The 18,743-nt window shown below is 40.4% G+C and carries 16 protein-coding genes and 1 pseudogene; 9 read left to right on the top strand and 8 right to left on the bottom strand.

Annotated elements, in window-relative coordinates:
- Positions 1-112, top strand: a pseudogene (locus FTV38_RS11190) (IS982 family transposase); the annotation flags it as partial.
- Between the two features lie 351 nt (positions 113-463).
- Here FTV38_RS11190 and ruvB read toward each other — a convergent pair.
- The 3 genes from ruvB to FTV38_RS11175 form a co-directional block, all read right to left on the bottom strand.
- Positions 464-1,471: a Holliday junction branch migration DNA helicase RuvB gene (ruvB, locus tag FTV38_RS11185; protein ID WP_168378058.1), complete on the bottom strand. Its 1,008-nt coding sequence runs from the start codon at positions 1,469-1,471 to the stop codon at positions 464-466.
- Between the two features lie 245 nt (positions 1,472-1,716).
- Entirely contained in the window at positions 1,717-2,319 is a 603-nt protein-coding gene (ruvA, locus tag FTV38_RS11180) for a Holliday junction branch migration protein RuvA (protein WP_180007612.1), read from the bottom strand.
- A gap of 110 nt (positions 2,320-2,429) precedes the next feature.
- Positions 2,430-3,770 carry a deoxyguanosinetriphosphate triphosphohydrolase gene (locus tag FTV38_RS11175; RefSeq protein WP_180022507.1) on the bottom strand — a complete coding sequence of 447 codons (1,341 nt, stop codon included), beginning with the start codon at positions 3,768-3,770 and terminating at the stop codon, positions 2,430-2,432.
- Between the two features lie 212 nt (positions 3,771-3,982).
- On the opposite strand from FTV38_RS11175, the gene FTV38_RS11170 reads away from it, so the two are divergent.
- From FTV38_RS11170 to FTV38_RS18110, 3 genes are all read left to right on the top strand, one after another.
- The gene (locus FTV38_RS11170; RefSeq protein ID WP_078192033.1) at positions 3,983-5,017 is read left to right on the top strand and encodes a M20/M25/M40 family metallo-hydrolase; all 1,035 of its coding nucleotides are present in this window, start codon (positions 3,983-3,985) and stop codon (positions 5,015-5,017) included.
- Between the two features lie 388 nt (positions 5,018-5,405).
- Positions 5,406-9,242, top strand: a complete 3,837-nt coding sequence (purL, locus tag FTV38_RS11165) for a phosphoribosylformylglycinamidine synthase (protein WP_180022506.1) — start codon at positions 5,406-5,408, stop codon at positions 9,240-9,242.
- Positions 9,243-9,568: 326 nt separating this feature from the next.
- Positions 9,569-9,697 carry a KGW motif small protein gene (locus tag FTV38_RS18110; protein WP_257223017.1) on the top strand — a complete coding sequence of 43 codons (129 nt, stop codon included), beginning with the start codon at positions 9,569-9,571 and terminating at the stop codon, positions 9,695-9,697.
- Positions 9,698-9,731: 34 nt separating this feature from the next.
- On the opposite strand, the gene FTV38_RS11160 is transcribed toward FTV38_RS18110, so the two are convergent.
- Together FTV38_RS11160 and FTV38_RS11155 are read right to left on the bottom strand one after the other, a co-directional pair.
- The gene (locus FTV38_RS11160) at positions 9,732-10,349 is read right to left on the bottom strand and encodes a hypothetical protein (RefSeq protein WP_180022505.1); all 618 of its coding nucleotides are present in this window, start codon (positions 10,347-10,349) and stop codon (positions 9,732-9,734) included.
- 385 nt (positions 10,350-10,734) lie between these two features.
- Positions 10,735-12,477 (bottom strand): FAD-dependent monooxygenase, encoded by a 1,743-nt coding sequence (locus FTV38_RS11155; RefSeq protein ID WP_180022504.1) that lies wholly within the window; start codon positions 12,475-12,477, stop codon positions 10,735-10,737.
- 156 nt (positions 12,478-12,633) lie between these two features.
- Here FTV38_RS11155 and FTV38_RS11150 point away from each other — a divergent pair, with 156 nt between their 5' ends.
- A complete protein-coding gene (locus FTV38_RS11150; protein ID WP_180022503.1) occupies positions 12,634-13,515 on the top strand; it encodes a LysR family transcriptional regulator in 882 nt (293 codons plus the stop codon).
- A 15-nt stretch (positions 13,516-13,530) separates the two neighbouring features.
- Positions 13,531-13,848, top strand: coding sequence for an NGG1p interacting factor NIF3 (locus FTV38_RS11145; RefSeq protein ID WP_078192030.1), 318 nt, complete (start codon positions 13,531-13,533; stop codon positions 13,846-13,848).
- Positions 13,849-14,056: 208 nt separating this feature from the next.
- On the opposite strand, the gene FTV38_RS11140 is transcribed toward FTV38_RS11145, so the two are convergent.
- Together FTV38_RS11140 and FTV38_RS11135 are read right to left on the bottom strand one after the other, a co-directional pair.
- On the bottom strand, positions 14,057-14,830 hold the full coding sequence (locus FTV38_RS11140; RefSeq protein ID WP_180022502.1) for a nitroreductase family protein: 774 nt from the start codon (positions 14,828-14,830) through the stop codon (positions 14,057-14,059).
- Between the two features lie 95 nt (positions 14,831-14,925).
- Positions 14,926-15,726, bottom strand: a complete 801-nt coding sequence (locus tag FTV38_RS11135; protein ID WP_078192396.1) for an enoyl-CoA hydratase-related protein — start codon at positions 15,724-15,726, stop codon at positions 14,926-14,928.
- A 106-nt stretch (positions 15,727-15,832) separates the two neighbouring features.
- Here FTV38_RS11135 and FTV38_RS11130 point away from each other — a divergent pair, with 106 nt between their 5' ends.
- Both FTV38_RS11130 and FTV38_RS11125 read left to right on the top strand, forming a co-directional pair.
- On the top strand, positions 15,833-16,402 hold the full coding sequence (locus FTV38_RS11130; protein WP_180022501.1) for a nicotinate-nicotinamide nucleotide adenylyltransferase: 570 nt from the start codon (positions 15,833-15,835) through the stop codon (positions 16,400-16,402).
- Between the two features lie 86 nt (positions 16,403-16,488).
- Positions 16,489-17,055 carry a YceI family protein gene (locus FTV38_RS11125; RefSeq protein WP_180022500.1) on the top strand — a complete coding sequence of 189 codons (567 nt, stop codon included), beginning with the start codon at positions 16,489-16,491 and terminating at the stop codon, positions 17,053-17,055.
- A 17-nt stretch (positions 17,056-17,072) separates the two neighbouring features.
- Here FTV38_RS11125 and FTV38_RS11120 read toward each other — a convergent pair whose 3' ends face one another.
- Positions 17,073-17,960, bottom strand: a complete 888-nt coding sequence (locus FTV38_RS11120; protein ID WP_180022499.1) for a LysR family transcriptional regulator ArgP — start codon at positions 17,958-17,960, stop codon at positions 17,073-17,075.
- A 138-nt stretch (positions 17,961-18,098) separates the two neighbouring features.
- On the opposite strand from FTV38_RS11120, the gene FTV38_RS11115 reads away from it, so the two are divergent.
- Entirely contained in the window at positions 18,099-18,698 is a 600-nt protein-coding gene (locus FTV38_RS11115; RefSeq protein ID WP_180022498.1) for a LysE/ArgO family amino acid transporter, read from the top strand.
- Positions 18,699-18,743 lie beyond the last annotated feature (45 nt).

Genomic DNA, 18,743 nt, shown 5'->3' with positions numbered 1-18,743 from the left:
TAAAGCTCGTAGTATTCATGGATTTCTGAGTGGGATTTACGCATCGTTATGTGCATATCAACTTAATCATCAAAATAAACCAACAATTCAAATTATGGAATCATTGGCTTAAGCGGGATTCGGGTTAGTTAAGATATTATCTTCACTTACTTCTATGGTTTCTTTGCTAAGAATGTTTTCACATTCGACAGTGATAAAATAATTGTATTCGGTGTGGAATAAGCTTTCAAAATCACTCATTTGTTTAGGGCTAAATGAACTGATGGGTTGTTCTCTGGGAATGTTTTCAATGGCACTGTCTAATGGAAGGTTTTGAATGTATTCGCTATTAATTTTGTTAATTATTCTATTCTCAAGATTTATCATTTTAGTTTGCTGTTTGTAGTGGATTGAATTTATTTAAAAATTTAAATAAACATTCAGGGAGAATTTAACTCCCCGAAGTCGTTCAGTGAATAATCGTCTATTTATCTTTCGGCTCTGGTGGTGTCATACCAAACTGTAAATAAGCCATATTGGTGGCAATACGTCCACGCGCAGTACGCATGACATAGCCTTGCTGAATGAGGTAGGGCTCGATTACATCTTCTAGCGTCCCTGAGTCTTCTGCCATAGCAGCAGCTAGAGCTTCTACACCTGCAGGGCCACCATCAAAACGCTCTAGTAGCATTGATAAATAACGGCGGTCTAGCGTATCTAAACCATCTTTATCGACATTTAGCATGTCCAAAGCACGTTGAGCCATCTCTTGGGTTACTTCACCTGTGCCTTTGACTTGCGCATAATCACGGACCCGGCGTAATAAACGGTTTGCAATACGAGGTGTCCCACGAGCACGGCGTGCAACTTCTTGAGCACCTTCGGCGGTCATGGGCACATCCATCAAGTTGGCAGAACGAGTCACAATATGCGTTAAGTCTTTGACAGAATAGAACTCTAAACGTTGTACGATACCGAAACGGTCACGTAAAGGAGAGGTCAGTAGGCCTGCACGAGTCGTCGCTGCAACAAGAGTGAAGGGTGGTAAATCCAGTTTGATCGAACGGGCAGCAGGGCCTTCACCAATCATGATGTCGAGTTGGTAATCCTCCATCGCTGGATAGAGAATTTCCTCGATGACCGGTGAAAGACGATGGATCTCATCAATAAATAAAACATCACCTTCTTCGAGGTTGGTTAGCATTGCAGCCAAATCGCCTGCACGCTCAAGGACAGGGCCAGAAGTGGATTTTAGGTTACCACCCATCTCACGGGCAATAATATTGGCCAGTGTGGTTTTACCTAAACCCGGTGGGCCAAAAATTAAGGTGTGATCGAGTGCTTCTTCACGGCCACGTGCAGCACCGATAAAGATTTCCATTTGTTCACGGACGACAGGCTGCCCGATGTAGTCATCGAGGGAAGTTGGACGAATGGCGCGGTCGAAGTGGTCTTCGGGTTTTTCTGAACCACTGATAAGACGGTCTTGCATAATTATTTAACTAATCTCTATATCGTTGTGGAAGAATCACAGCCTCAAAAAGCGATTGAACTTTAAATGCCATTGTATAGGCGATTCTCACTTTTGACTGGGCAAAAGTGACAAAACCCATTTGTTAAACTGATGCTACGTCCTTGTAGCAGAGTTTAACGGCGACATCCTTGTCGCCTGCGTGATTCACATACTGTCTATAACTCTAAAAGGCAAAGGATGCAGTGCTCATTAGAAACTAAAAATTATTTATTCATCGACTTTAATGCAGCGCGAATGATGTCGCTGGCTTCAGTATAATCAGCTTTGACGGCATTAATCAGTTTTTGTGCTTCAGCAGGTTTATAACCTAAAGACTGTAAGGCCGCTTCAGCTTCAGCTACGGCAGAGTTGCCCGTAAATTGAATTTGTTCAACAGTTGAATTGGTTGGTGCAGTGCCTGAAGCCATGGCTTTAAAGCGATCACGTAACTCAATCATGAGGCGTTCAGCGGTCTTTTTGCCTACACCCGGAACTTTGACTAAAGTGTTTACATCTTCATGTTCAACCGTGTGAATCAGCATTTCAACACTTAATGTTGATAAAATGCCCAGTGCCATTTTAGGGCCTACGCCGTTAACTTTTAAAAGTGTGCGAAAAATCAGTTTTTCTTGAGCATTGCTAAATCCATACAGCAGTTGTGCATCTTCACGAACAGCCAGATGTGTCCACAGGGTAATTTTTTGACCTTTTTGTAGTTGGCAAAATGTTGAAAGTGGGGTGTCAATTTCATAGCCCACACCATTTACATTGAGTAATACCGTTGGTGCTTCCAATGCCAGCACTTCGCCAATTAAACATCCGATCATGTCATTTATTCACTTTATTTCAGTTTAGTCTGAGCCATTTGCTCAATTTCAATTTGTTGTGAGATTAGCGTGAAGGCCAGCGAATTACTAGCCTTCACATTTTTTCAGGTTTAAAAGAAACCAACTTTATTACCTTGAAGTTCTTGTGCAAGGTTATAAGCCTGATGATCTGAAAACTTAGAGATGATATCGAGTACTTGCATGATGTTTTCATAATGCGACATACCAAAATGTGCTCCTGAACGATGTAAAATAGACATCAATCGTTGCTCTTTAAAGCTCAAAGTTTTATTTGGCGTGGTCAGTGGAATAAAGGCATCCAAAATATTTTGCAAACTTTGGTGTGCAATAATTTCCAAACCTGCTTTATGTGGATGTTCAAAGATTTTATCACGAGCCAGTTCTTTGGCACGGTTAATCCCGATTTCAATATCTTCACTGCAATATTGCAATAAACTGCCTTTTAGTTGGCCAGTCAAAATTTCATTATGATGACGTGCAAAAGCTGTAGTTACTTCTTCAACCAAACGCTTCATCACACGGCCACGCAAAGCGGCAATTTTCTGCTGCCATGTGGTATCGGTCATTGCAAGTTCGGCAGGAATACCATAATCACCAATCAGGTCAAGGAAAATTGGCTCAACTTCGTTATAACTCAACATATTGAGAATAATGCCATCTTCCAAATCAATCAGGGCATAACAAATATCATCTGCGGCTTCAAGCAAATAGGTCAACGGATGACGACAGTAGTGATATTCGCCCAGTTGAATTAAACCCAATTGTTCTGCAATTTGCTGCAAGATTTCTTTTTCTGCTTGATAACAACCAAACTTTGCTCGTTGGCTTGCAGGTTTATTGCCTTGCGATGCAATGGTTTTTGAAAGCCACGGGTATTTTAAATATGCACCTAAAGTTGCATAGGTTAAACGCATACCACCATCATTCGGGTGATAGTCAATTTTAGTCAGTAAACGTAAGCCTTGTGCATTACCTTCAAACTGACGAACATCGGCTTCTTCTTCAGGGCTTAAGTCCTGTAAAAAGTCTGTATGTGATGCATCATCAAACCATTCGCGAATGGCATATTCACCAGCATGCCCAAAAGGCGGGTTGCCAATATCATGTGCTAAACAAGCGGCTTGAATAATCGCGCCAACATCGGCAGGCGAAATCCACATTGGCAATTCATCTTTAATTTTTTCCGCAGCCAACATCCCCAATGAACGTCCAATACAAGACACTTCTAAAGAGTGCGTCAGGCGAGTATGAATGCCATCATGTTGGGTTAATGGATGGACTTGGGTCTTGCGATTAAGCTGTCGAAAACTCTGCGAAAATATAATGCGGTCATAGTCTTTGTGGAAGGGGCTACGTGCCTGTTCAGAACTGTGTTTATTGCTACCAATACGAACTGTAGAAAGAAGTTCAAGCCAACGCATTTGAGTCATTTATCATTATTCAATTATTACTTGAATTGAATAATGCCAAACTTAGCAAAAAAGCACTAGTGTGGGACGACACAACTTGTCTTAAAAGATGTATGAGTGATTTGCCTTAATGAAATGTAAAACAAAACAGAAATTTAAAAATGGGCTGTTAGTATAGATGGGCAAATTTTACCTTTTATCCCATTTTTTAATTTTCAATGAGAATAATTTAAATGTATAGAAAACAATTTCTTCCTACGTTGACTGCACTAAGTTTGGGCGTTACATTTTTTTTGTCAGGTTGTACAAGTTTCAACACAGAAAAAAATATAACGAAAGTGCAGCCAAACCAAAATGTTGCTGCATCAGAAAATAGCATGATGCATCATTTACAAACATTTGAAGAAATTGCGGAACAAAATGGTGGCAATCGTGCAGTAGGTACAGCAGGTGGATTGGCTTCTGCACAATATATTCTTGAACAAGCCAAGAAAGCAGGCTTGCACGCGCAAATGTTGCCATTTGAAAATCGAGAAAAGACCGTTGGGCAAAATATTGTGATTGAGATTGAAGGGCAATCCAAAGATACCGCTGTGATTGTCGGCGCACACTATGATTCGGTGAAAATGGGGCCTGGGATTAATGATAATGCTTCAGGCGTTGCAGTATTGTTAGCATTATTACAAGACTATGCGAAGCAAAAGGTAAAACCTAAACACACACTATATCTTGCCTTTTGGGATTCGGAAGAGGTTGGTATTGCAGGTTCACAAGCTTTTGTGAAATCACTCAGTGAGAAACAGCTTCAAGGCATTCAAGCCTATATCAATGTTGATATGGTGGGAACAAAGAATCCGAATATCATGATTGCCGATGGTGACCATTCATCAATTGGAGAAATGGCGGCACAGTTTAAAGCCAATGGACTTGCACAAAGTGATTATCAGCCAATCTTAGACAGCATGAGTCAATTACCTAAGCACCCGCAGGATGCTGCATTAGAACAAAGTATGCGTCAATATTTTAAAACCAATAATATGCAGATTAAAGATGATGTAACGACTTTAACAGCAAGCGATACTTTGCCATTTTTAGGGAAAGTTCCCGTTACTTCACTAATTTTATTTAATGAGCAAATGAAAGGTGATGAACTCGAATTTGCACCGTGCTACCACAAGGCTTGCGATACGATTGATGGTGTAGATGTAAACTCACTGAACTTAGCCCTTAATGTTATTCAACATCTATTGTCAGATTTGAATAAATAAAATGTTTCAATTTCAAATGTGAATTGATTTTAGTCTTTTATGAATTTCAGGTTTAAATCTCACACATTTAGACCTGAAATTCATTTTCAATATAGTTTGAACGCTTGATTAAAAAGTGAGTTGTTGTTGAAAAATAAAACATTTTTATAGTTTGAATATTATTCTTAGGGTGAAATGAAAAAATCAGATAATTTTGTGTTAATCTGTGCGACTAAATTCAATTTTATTATTTAAAAATAAAAGCATTATTGCCTAAACTTCCCGATATAAGCACTACAATTTCACTTTCACATCTAGCTGATTTAACTAATACACAGTAGAATATGCGCTCTCTTCAAGTCACATTGTGGCATGGTCCAAAAGATCAGCCCGTGGAGCCAAAATCAGCATGTTTATCGTTGCCGGTGCACCTGCACATTCATCTTTTAAGAAAACTCAACTCTTAAACCGTTTAGCGTCAATGAGTTCTGTTCAATCTTTCGATAGCCAATGGGTTTATTTATTTGACCAAGCGCTCGACGAGCAACAACAGCAATCTGCTTTACAGCTTTTAAACGATGGTGCATCTTTTGAATTACGCCAAGCTGCAAGTGATGAAGTTCAAATTTTAGTGACACCACGTGTGGGCACAATTTCTCCTTGGTCATCAAAAGCAACCGATATTTTTGCCAACTGTAATACGCCTGTACACCGCCTAGAACGCGGTGTTTTGTTTACCTTAAAAGGTATTACAGACGTTTCAAACGAAGTAAAACAAGTATTGCATGACCGCATGACCGAAAGTGTGTTTAACCACATTAACGATGCTGCAGCGTTATTTGTTGAAACTGAACCAAAACCTTTAAATAGCATTGATATTTTGGGTGAAGGCAAAGCGGCATTGGTAAAAGCCAACAGTGAGTTTGGTTTTGCCTTGTCTGATGAAGAAATTGATTATTTAACCGAAGCATTTATCAAGTTAGGCCGTAATCCGCATGACATTGAATTGATGATGTTTGCACAAGCCAACTCTGAGCACTGCCGTCACAAAATCTTTGGTTCTGAATGGACAATTGATGGCGAAGTACAGCCATTGTCATTGTTCCAAATGATCAAAAATACTTATAAAGAATCACCAACAGACGTATTGTCGGCTTACAAAGACAACGCTTCGGTGATTGTTGGTTTTGATACGCAGCGTTTCTATCCGAAAAAAGATGCTGCAACAGGTCACTACGTTTATAAATATAAGAGCCAAGCTGCCCACATTCTTATGAAAGTGGAAACACACAACCACCCAACTGCAATTGCACCATTTGCAGGTGCTGCGACAGGTTCGGGTGGTGAAATCCGTGATGAAGGCGCGACAGGTCGTGGTGGTAAACCAAAAGCAGGTTTAACAGGCTTTACAGTATCGAATTTAAATATTCCTGGTTTTGAACAGCCTTGGGAAGAAAACTATGGCAAGCCTTCACGTATGGCATCGCCATTACAAATTATGATTGAAGGCCCATTGGGCGGTGCAGCGTTTAACAACGAATTTGGTCGTCCTGCGTTAAATGGTTACTTCCGTACTTTCGAGCAAAACGTGAATGGTGAAGTAAAAGGCTTCCATAAACCAATCATGATTGCAGGTGGTTACGGCAACATTCGTCCAGACCATGTCGAAAAAGACCCAATTCAGCCAGGCGATTTATTAATCGTTTTAGGCGGCCCTGCGATGTTGATCGGTTTAGGCGGTGGCGCTGCATCTTCTGTAGATAGCGGAACCATGGGTGAAAATCTTGACTTCGCTTCAGTACAACGTGAAAACCCAGAAATGGAACGCCGTTGCCAAGAAGTGATTGATACATGCTGGCGTTTGGAAGATGCTAACCCAATCGTATCAGTGCATGACGTGGGTGCAGGTGGTATTTCGAACGCAATGCCTGAGTTGGTGAATGATCACGAACTAGGTGCTGTACTTGATTTGCGTAAGATTCCATCTTTAGAACCAGGCATGTCACCAATGGAAATTTGGTCAAACGAAGCGCAAGAGCGTTATGTATTGGCCATCCGTCCAAGTTCTTTAGAATTATTTGAATCAATCTGTGCGCGTGAGCGTTGTCCGTTTGCAGTATTGGGTGAAGCGACTGAAGCGCGCCATTTAACCGTTGAAGATCCATTGTTTGAAAACAAAGCTGTGGATATGCCAATGCAAGTGATGCTTGGTGGTACACCACGCATGAGCCGTTCATACGAAACCATTGAACGTAAAGGCGATGACTTCACTGCTGAAACAGTAACAGATTTGAAAGATGCGATTTACCGCGTTCTTAAGAATCCAACTGTTGCATCTAAATCGTTCCTCATCACCATTGGTGACCGTTCGATTACAGGTATGGTTGCACGTGATCAGTTCGTCGGTAAGTGGCAAGTGCCTGTAGCGGATGCTGCAGTAACAACGACTAGCCTTGTTGGTTATACAGGTGAAGCGATGGCAATGGGTGAGCGTCCACCAGTTGCGTTGTTGAATCCTGCTGCTTCTGCACGTTTATCTGTAGCAGAATCAATTTCAAACATCATGTCTGCAAAAATCGACCAGATCAGTGACATTAAATTGTCTGCAAACTGGATGGCTGCAGCAGGTCAACCGGGTGAAGACCAAGCGCTATTTGAAGGCGTTAAAGCCATCGGTATGGAAATGTGTCCTGCTTTAGGTATCGCAATTCCTGTAGGTAAAGACTCATTGTCTATGCGTACAACTTGGAATGATGACGGTGTTGATAAATCTGTAACATCTCCTATGACAGGCGTGATCACAGCATTTGCACCTGTAACAGATGTTCGCAAAACATTAACACCTGAACTTAAAAATATCGAGTCTGTACTTCTACGTATCGATCTTTCTAAAGGTCAATTCCGCCTTGGCGGTTCGATCCTTGCTCAGGTTTATAAAGCAATTGGTTCTGTAACACCTGATGTAGACAGTTTTGATGACTTCAAAGCATTCTTTGCATTGGTTCAAGACTGGAACAGCCGCGATCTAATCAAGGCTTACCATGACATCGGTGATGGCGGCCTATTGGCGACTGTTGCAGAAATGATGTTCGCTTCACGCCTAGGTGTAGCACTTGAAGATCAATCTACTGCAAGCTTGTTTGCAGAAGAAATTGGTGCAGTGCTTCAAATCAGCAAAGCAGATTGGGCTGCCTTAGAAGCTGAAGTTGCAGCGTCTAGCCTTAAAGATGCAATTGCAGTGGTAGGTACTGTAAATGATACAGATACTTTAACTGTAAATGGTTTGAGCTTAGACCGTGCTGAATTACAGCAAGCATGGACTGAAGTGTCACATCAAATCCAACGTCTACGTGACAACGTAGAAACTGCGGATCAAGAATATGCGTTAATCGCTGACAAATCACATGCAGGTTTAATTGCAAAACCAACATTTGATTTGAACGAGCCTATCGAAGCACCGTACATCAATGAACGCCGTCCAAACATGGTGATTCTGCGTGAACAGGGTGTAAACGGTCATGTAGAAATGGCTGCTGCATTCGATAAAGTCGGCTTCAACACTGTAGATGTACACATGAGCGACTTGCTTGCTGGCCGTATCAGTCTTGATGACTTTGAAGGTTTAGTCGCGTGTGGCGGTTTCTCTTACGGTGACGTATTGGGCGCAGGCGGCGGTTGGGCTAAATCTGTATTGTTCAATCCTAAACTTCGTGACCAATTTGAGAAATTCTTCAACCGTGATGAAACTTTCTCTCTAGGTATTTGTAACGGCTGTCAAATGTTGTCTCAGCTTGCACCACTCATTCCGGGTGCAGACGCTTGGCCTCGTTTCCACCGCAATACTTCAGAGATGTTTGAAGCTCGTGCTGTAAACGTACGCGTTGAAAAATCAAATTCTGTATTGTTAGAAGGTATGGAAGGTTCGATTCTTCCTATCGCTGTAGCACATGGTGAAGGTCGTGTGGTTACAAGCGCAGAAAACATTGCAGCACTCAATGCAGGCGATCAAGTGATCTTGCGTTATGTAGATAGTCAGGGCAACCCAACGCAGCATTACCCAATGAACCCGAATGGTTCGCCAGAAGCGATTTCAGGTGTAACGTCTAAAGACGGTCGTGCAACGATTATGATGCCGCACCCTGAACGTAACTTCCGCGCGATTCAGCATTCTTGGAAACCAGAAGATTGGGATCAAGACGGTGCTTGGTTACGTATGTTCCGTAATGCACGTAAATTTATTGGTTAATCTTAGATAGATAAATCATAGAAAAGAGCCGCCTTCGGGTGGCTTTTTTATGGTTAAAATTTACCAAAAGATATATTAATTATTGTGAATGCTTGTTTTTACACATATAATCGCTTTCGATTTTTAACCACCTGCGGGTGGTTTTTTGTTGGTTTTAAATTTTTATTTCTCCCACTGAACTTGGTTTAGATTTTGCTTTTATATTTGTGGAAACATGCTAGTGTGTATTTTATGCACAATAACTATGCAAGATTAAAGACAGCAAGATAAAAGAAAGATGGATAACTAAACGAGTTCAGTATCAACACTCATGATGAGGTGATGACATGATTAAAACAGCGGAATATTCGGCAGTTGATAAGTCTGCGCTGCGTAAAAAGGGCTGGAAGCTTTTTGGTGCAGTCGTGTGTTTGCAGTTGGTGTTTTTAGTTTTGGGTTATGCTTTACAGATGTAATATTTGAACAATTGAAACCGCCGTGAGGCGGTTTTTATAAGCCTTCCGCGTTAGATGGTAACCAAGCACTATATTTTTCTTTCAATTGCTTTTTAAACTTCTCATCCCAAATAATAAAATCAATCCCACCATCATAAGGTGCAACAATAATTTTTTTTTCAAATGAAATGAGAAATGCATGAATTTCTTCATTTGCAATTTTTAATAATAAATCATCATGTTTTTTAGGCTCCCATATTATTTGAGTGTATAAGGGTATAAAACAGATATCATTTTCATCACCATCATCAAAGTATTCAGGATCTATCTGATGTAGATTCATAGAAGGTGATTCTATTAAATTGTAGGAAATGATTTTTCTTCTATCATATTCAGGGTGAAAACGATCTGGATCTGGCTGAGAATAATGTGGCGTAACATAATTACCTGTCACAAGGTAAACCGAGGTATCTAAGCCTAAACAATCTGTGATGATCTGATTTTGACGATCTAATAAAAGTAGCTCTTCTTCTTTTGAATCGGCATAACGTTTAGACTCGGGCAAGCTATGCATACGAAACCAATATTCCGAAAAATAAAATTTTAATACGTATGGAATAGGTACTTTATTTGGAAAATATTTATTCCATAGTTGTTCAAAAGTTTCAGTCATAGTGAATTTTTTGTTTATTTTTAATGGATTTATTATAACTTAGTATGAAAAAAAACCTTTTATTTATTTAAGTTTATACTCAAACAAATTTATTATGTTCCCAGTATCTCACCTTAAATCCACAAAAATTGCCTTTTTGAAGCGGGTTCAGGTGGTAAAGGTAATTCTGAATACTATGTAGGAACAGATTAGACACGATTTCATTTGAACATGTAATAGTAAAACGCCATCTATTGATGGCGTTCATTTTGCAGGATCTAAGTCATCTATATTTTTTAGAATGATGAAACATCTAACTCCACAATTTAATGGGCGACATCTATGTCTCAGGTTCCGTGATCAAATATCCAATTTAAATTAGATGCTCGTCATTTTATGATTCTATTTAAATCACTAACTGAACCTGCTTTAACACCGCCTTCAACGTATTTTCATAATCAAACGCATCATTAGTGCTGTCTTGATAACGCCATGCCACATAACCATCTGGACGAACCAACACAGCACCTGACTCGTGAATTTCAGATTTAGCATTCCATGTACCATAAACGTCACGGTATTCACGAGAACCAATTTGAATCACATCTAAATAAGGTAGATTCAACGATTCAGCAGCAGATTTCCAACCTTTGCCTGAAAGACCTGTCAGTAGGGTGAAACGACCATGCCCTGTAATATCTAACGTTGATTGCTTATCGCCTTTGGCATCAATAATCCAAGTATGTGGAACTTTAGCCCCCGGACGCGTGGTTGCTTGCAAGTAAAGCTGTTGATCTTTCTCAAAGACTTCCGCTTCAGATTCAGCAATCATGGCATTGGATGTATAACGCTGATTCAGCTCTACACCTTGGGCATTAAACTCAAAGTTTTTAATTTCTAAGGCTTGATAAAGCTTTTGACGTATTTCTGCAGCTTGTTCATCTTCTGCAAAAATACGTTGCATCATTTGAGCTTGAGTTGTGATGCCTTGGTCAAAACCAAATACCTCTTTGAGATGCTTATAGTCAAAGCGAGATTGATTGGCACGCGCCACGATTTGCTTGCCAACAGGCGCACGCTCTAATGTATAAGAATCAAGTAGAGTAGGAGCAGCCCAACCTTTAATGGCATATGCCAATTTCCAACCGAGGTTAAAAGCATCTTGCATACAGGTATTTGAACCTAAGCCACTTGATGGTGGATGACGATGTACCGCATCACCGCCGCAGAATACACGACCTTTCGAGTATTCAGTTGCCCATGTTTGGTTCACATACCAATAAGACAATTTTTGAATTTCGTCATTTTCTACTTCAGCACCGACAAAGGCATTTAAACGCGCACGGACTTGCTCTTCGGTGACTTGTGGTTCGCCTTTGGAAATATCAAAGCCCCAACCCATAATCCATTCATTCCACGGTGTAATGGCACGGAGTAAGCCCATGCCCAGATCACCAAAGCTCGCTTCTGGGTTAACAATCCATTGCAAAATAGCAGGGCGGTTTTTCACATATTGTGAAAGATCTGCTTTAAACGTGACATAGACTGTACCTGCGCGAGACATCACCCCTTCCAGGGGTAAATCAAGCTGTTCAAGGACTTTGGATTTTGCCCCATCCATACCGACCAAATATTTGGCACGTAAGCTGAATTCAGTATTTGTAATACGATTTAAAAAGGTTGCTGTTACACCATGCTCATCTTGCATATGGGACAAATATTCAGTATTAAAATTATAAATTGCACCACGTTCAGCCGCATTTTTTACCAACAAAGCTTCCATTTTCGGCTGAATGAGATCGACCAATGGACAAGGACTGCCTTTAATATAATCGCCATGACGTTCATCACCGGTTCCCCAAGCACTCATGCGGGCAATTTCTTCACCGACAAGACTGGTGGTAATGAGGCTTTCACCCATTTGTTCCCAAGGTGTGGCAATGTCGAGAACTTGTTCTTCGATACCTAAGTCACGTAACACTTCCATCGCACGTTGGTTGGTAATATGGGCACGCGGACTATTGGCTAACCAATTAAATTGGGTAAAAAGCTGAACCTGAATACCGTAATTTGCCAAGGCCAAACCTAAAGTAGAACCTGCAGGCCCTGTGCCAATAATCAGAACATCGGTATCGTATTGCTGTGTCATACAAAACTCTATGTGTATGTGAAGCGCAAACTTGGAATAGTCCGCAGTCTAGGCAAATGATTTTCCGAGTAGAATGGATATTCATATAAACTATAGATCTATTGGTATTTTGACTGCATGACACGGGTGATGTAGTGAGTGTGTGGAGTGAAGCGAATGGAATTACGACATTTACGTTATTTTGTGACGGTGGCGAAAGAACAGAGTTTCACTAAGGCAGCGGAAAAACTATTTACAGCACAACCATCGCTCAGTCAGCAAATTAAAGACTTAGAGCAGGAGGTTGGGGTGCAATTATTTGAACGTTCTGCCCGAAAAGTCTTACTGACCGATGAGGGGCAGGCTTTTCTGAAATATACAGAGCAAGCACTAGAAAATGCCAAACAAGCTATAGCAGCAGCTCGCCACGTGTCGCAAGCCAAAAATAATCAAATACATATTGGCTTTTTAAATGTCGCAGAATTGAAAATTATGCCGAGTATTTTGGCGCAATTAAAACAACATATCCCTGATTTGAAAATTCATTTACATAGCTTGACGTGTACAGACCAAATCCAAAAACTCAAAAATACCGAATTGGATATTAGCTTTACTCGTTATCACTTAAGTCATGACGACTTTACCAATATTCAGGTTTTAAGTGAGCAGATCTATCTAGTCGGTGCAGCGCATCTGCATCCATCAGATCGCATCTTAAAACTTCAAGAGTTAAAAAATCACACCATTATTATGTGTGAACAAAATGCTTCTCCTGTTTTTTACGATACCTTAAATGCCTTGATTCCTTTTGATCAGCATCAACATGATCATATGCTGTGGGTAACAAATGTCATGCAGCATTTAAATTTGATTAATATGGGCATGGGCCTGAGTTTTGTGCCCGAATATTTACTCAAATTTTTAAATGATTCGGTCAAAGTCATTCAAACAGATGTGGAATTACCGAAACTAGGTTTATATGCAACCTATCCACATGCATCGAATAATGTGGCATTGAAAATGATTTACAGTGCTTTAAATAATGTAACTGCACAATAGCGTCTGGAATAACCAATGTTAAAACTGATTTATTATGTACCTGAGTCTCACTTAGAGTCGACTAAACTGGCCGTATTTGAAGCAGGAGCAGGCGGTATAGGCAACTATGAACACTGCGCGTGGCAAGTTTTAGGGAAGGGGCAATTTAAACCTGTAAAAGGCGCAAATCCTTTTATAGGTGAGTTGGATCAGCTTGAATCTATCCCTGAATGGCGTGTGGAAACCATAGTGCCTGAAGATAAAGCGAGTGAGGTCGCAAGGGCTTTAAAAGTAAGTCATCCTTATGAAGAGCCAGCATTTGAGTTTATTCAAATGGTGGATATTCAATTTTAATGATGCTTTTAAATTTTTAAGTTATAGAAAAAAGTAGATACACGAAGGGTGACATGGATGTCACCCGTTAGACAGAGATTCAAGGATGAATCTTCTGTCTAACAAGGGATTTTGGTTACTTTGATCCTTCAAAGTAACGTAATACCTACGCGTTATACACTAAAGTCACGTAGCTAATTGAGGTTGTGAGTATTCAATTGAAAGCAAGTTAAACCTTCTGAATAAATAAATCACGATCAAAACGATACTGCGGGAAGAACACACCATCTTTAGCACGTTCACCTGCACCAATCACCATCACTGGGTATTGCTGAGCATTTAATCTTAAAATCTTCTTCACCAAAGGTTCATCAAAACCTTCCATCATACAACTGTCAAAACCATAGGCACGTAAAGCCAAAACTAAGTTTTCACAAGCCAATGCTGTGGTTTTGCTCGCCCAAAGTTTCGCATCTGCTTCATTAAACGCCGTCACAGGCAACTGTTTATCCAGTGTACGTGCAACTTTGAAAGCTACTTTCTTAAAGTTACCTAGTGCGTTGAAGTAACCAGTTTTATAGTTATAAGGAATGAACTTGTAATACTTCTGCACAGCTGCAGGTGCTTCAGGGAATGGAAATTCGGAAATATTACGTTTAGCCATTTCATCTACACGGTCGGTACGCGCGACACAGACAATCAATTCAGCAGCAGTTTTTGCCGCAAGTTGCCCTAAGCAAGCTTTCACCAATTGTTTTTTCTTTGCGGGATTCTGAACGACATAGAATGTCCAAGGCTGTAAATTCGATGAATTCGGTGCAAGCAAGGCGAGGTCTAAGCATTCATCTAAAACGTCGTTTGGAATGGCCTTGTCGGTAAACTTACGTACAGAACGACGGCTTTGTACAACTTTTTTAAAATTCTCGATATCGATGCCTTCAGGCGCAGGCTCGTAGTAGCGTTTCTTTTCAGGTTTAGTTTCAGTTTGTGATACTGCAGTCATGTGGAAACATCCAGTTTTTTAATTTAGAAAATAGATTGGGGCTGAGATGAAAAAAACCACCCAAATATGAGTGGTTTTTTAGTTCCATTAAAACATTAATTGAACTGAGAGAAGTCAGGTTTGCGTTTTTGCATAAAGGCTGCAACAGCTTCCATCATTTCTGGAGAGCCTACTCGATCCATGAAAATTTCAGCTTCATGGTCAATCCATGCCACGATTTCATCTACATTATGTTTCATTAATGCTTTTGATTGAACCAAAGATGCTAGTGGAAGTGCAGATAACTGTGCTGCTTTTTTCGCAGCTGTCGCATAAGCATCTTCTTCAATGCTATTGACCAAATTTGCTGAAAGCGCTGTCGCACTATCAAACTTCTGAGCAGTTAACAGTAATTCCGCCGCTTTATGGTAGCCGGCTTGTTGAACCAATAGCTTGCTCGATGCACCTTCAGGCGATAGACCAAGGCTCACAAACGGAATTTGGAATAGGGCAGTATTGTCGCTGTAGACTAGATCGCAATGAAGCAGAATCGTAACACCAATCCCAATGGCAACACCACGAACCGCAGCAATCAGCGGCTTAGAAAATTGAGCAGCAGATTTTAACAAAATAAAAGGTGCGCCTTCTGAAGCTGGAGCTTGTCCTTTTTGAGCAGCAGATTTCATAAAATCTTGCATGTCATTGCCCGCACTGAAGTCTGCATCTTGACCACGGAGTACTACTACACGCACTGAAGTATCTTGATCAGCTTCATCTAATGCTTTTGCAATCCACAGATATAATTCTGTATACAGCGCGTTCTTCGCCTGAGGTCGGTTAATGGCTAAGGTCAGTACGCCATTGTCCAAATTCGCATTCAAATGTTCATGGGGTTGTTGAATACAGCTCAGTGTCATCGTACTATCCTTGCGTAAAAGTTTCGTTTTGATTTTATGCTCGACATTATGTCGCATATTTCAGCCTGTGGCACAACTGCTCAGTTCATAAAAAGTTTGATTTGATATGAAATATACATTTGATTATTTGGTTTTCATTGGGCGTTTTCAGCCGTTCCATTTAGCGCATTTGCAAACCATTAAAATTGCCTTACAACAAAGTCAATATGTGCTTTTAGCACTGGGTTCGGCGCAAAATGAACGTAATATCAAAAATCCATTTTTGGCTGTAGAACGTGAGCAGATGATCCTGTCGAATTTTTCAGAGCAAGATCAGAAGCGAATCAAGTTTGTGCATGTGATAGATGTATATAACGATGAAAAATGGCAAAAGTTAGTCAAATCTTTGGTGAATGATGTAATTGAAACGAATGCAAAAGTCGGTTTGATCGGGCATTTTAAAGATGATTCTTCTTATTATTTAAAATTCTTCCCCGAGTGGAAAATGGTTGAGCTGGATAGTCTAGAAGGGGCGATTTCTGCGACACCAGTACGTGAAGCGTATTTTCGTGGTGAAATTGAAAGAGATGCTTTTCCTCAAGGTACCGTCGAATTTTTGCAAAAATTTCAACAGACAGACATTTATAAACAACTTCAACACAAATTTATGACTCAGGATAAAACAAATCTGCTATAAAAAAACGCTAAAATTTCTAGCACTACAATGGAGCAAAAAATAAACATTGTTGTGATTTTAGGTTGTGTTTTATTCAGGAGAAAAACATGAATTTGCGTCACGGAACCTTAGCAAAATATATGGGAGCCTTCGCTTTATGCTGCGTATTGCCCCTACATGCTGCTGAGTGGACGCTAACGCCTAATAGTCAGGTCACTTTTGGCATTAAATCTGTGGGGCTGTCTATTGTAGAAGGGCGCTTTAATAAGGTTCAGTCGAACCTAAAATTTGATCCTGAAATTCCGCATAAAGGTTCAGCGCATTTAGTGTTAGATGTGGATAGCATCAGTTTTAGTAACCCAAGCTTGAAAGGATTAATCTTGGGGAGCGAATATTTTGATGCTGCTGAATTTAAGCAAGTGAAGTTTGTCAGTAAACAAATCGAACCAGTGGCATATGCGAAGTATATGATTCGAGGGGATCTCACCATTCGTGGTATCACTAAACCTGTGATCTTCGATACCACACTCACCCCAAATCCGCAAAATCCAAAAGTGTTGAATGTTCAATCTTTAGCAACCATTAAGCGTAGTGATTTTGGTATGCGTAAAGCACTGGGTGGTGTTGGTGAGCAAGTATTGATACAGCTCAAAGGCCAATGGCGGCTTGAATAACCGCAGTCTTACAGGGTTTAACACATATGATCTTTGGCATGTTGTAGCACAACAGCAGTCAATTTTTGTAATTGAACAGATTGTTGGTTCCAGTGATGCCAATACAAGGCTAAATCAATACTGAGTTCTGTTGAAAGCTCTATCAATTTTCCCTCTGCCAATAAGTCTTTGCTTTGATAGTCGGGTAACCATCCATAGCCCAAGCCCATCGTAATGGCATCAAAAAATGCCGTTGAAGAGGGAATGAAATGATGTGGATATTGTGAAGGATTGAGTCCGAAATTTTTCTGAATCGATTGCGTATGTAGGTCATCTTTCTCATTAAAAATCAGTGCAGGCGCAGCCCTTAACGCATTTCGCGTCACGCCTTGACCGAACCATCTTTGGATAAAATCAGGGGTTGCTGCAAAGCGATAATGCATTTCACCCAGATATTCTGCAACGCAGCCTTTCATGGCTTCCGATTCTGTTGTGACACAGGCATTGACTAGTCCTGCTTCTAATAAATGATGTGTTTGTGACTGATCATCGACCTGAAAATGAATCACGATTTTTTCTTCAATTAAGAGATCTTTGAGTAGCGGAAGCAGCCATGTCGCAAGTGAGTCAGCATTGGTTGCAATATTGACTTGATAAAACGCATTCGCCGTTTGTCCTGTTAGATTTTGCAGAAAATTATGTTCTAGTAATTTGCTGTGTTGTAGATAATGCAATAAAGATTGGCCCGCAAGCGTTGGGCGGCAGGGTCGTTCACGTACAATGAGCACATGACCTAATTTCTTTTCTAGGGTTTGTAACCTGAGCGTGACCGCAGATGCCGTAATGTTTAAACGCAGTGCTGCTTGTTCAAAGCTTCCTGTTTCTGCAACCGCAAGAAATGCTTCACTATGTTTGCTTTGTAACATGAGTCACCTATGAGCATTAGAAATTCTATAAACTAAGAAAAACTTAGTTATATTGATATTTATTTATAAATACTTATTTTTAGCAATAAGCTTGGATAATAGCAAGATTCATTTAAAGCTTTGAAAGTGTTGTTAAAAATGTTGCACAGTTATATGCAAGGGCTCGCAATTGGATTTAGCCTAATTATCGCGATTGGTGCGCAAAATGCGTTTATTCTCAAGCAGGGGTTAAAAAAGCAGTATGTCTTTTGGCTCTGCGCTATTTGTGCTGCTTCTGATTCGATACTCATCTTATTAGGAGTGCTCGGATTCTCCCAATTGGTTGAAAGTCATCCGGAAATTGTGAGTGGAGCGAAATATTTGGGCGCAACGTTTTTAGCAGTTTATGGAGCACAGCATTTTCTGCAAGCCTTTAAAACTTCGAGCAGTTTAGCGCCCAGTGAAAAGAATGAAACCAAATTATTGAAACTGGTACTGATCTGCTTGGCTTTAACGTGGTTGAATCCACATGTGTATCTCGATACGGTTGTGCTGATTGGATCTATTTCCACGAAGTTTGACTCGACCGCAGTCTATTTTGCGACTGGGGCAATCACAGCCTCATGGGTATTTTTCTTTGTCCTCGGATTTGGTGCGCGCTATTTATTACCGCTCTTCCAAAGTGCAAAGGCATGGAAAGTTTTAGATTTTATTATTGGCGTTGTGATGTGGGGAATTGCAGCCTCATTATTGCTCTAGTTAGAAGCTTCTTATTAAGTTTGAGCCCATTCCTAAAGGAGCAGG

Origin of the sequence: Acinetobacter sp. YH16044 (assembly GCF_013417145.1) — a bacterium.
Lineage (GTDB): Bacteria > Pseudomonadota > Gammaproteobacteria > Pseudomonadales > Moraxellaceae > Acinetobacter > Acinetobacter amyesii.
The sequence above is the reverse complement of the archived record's forward strand: the minus strand, read 5'-3'. Positions and strand labels throughout refer to the sequence as shown.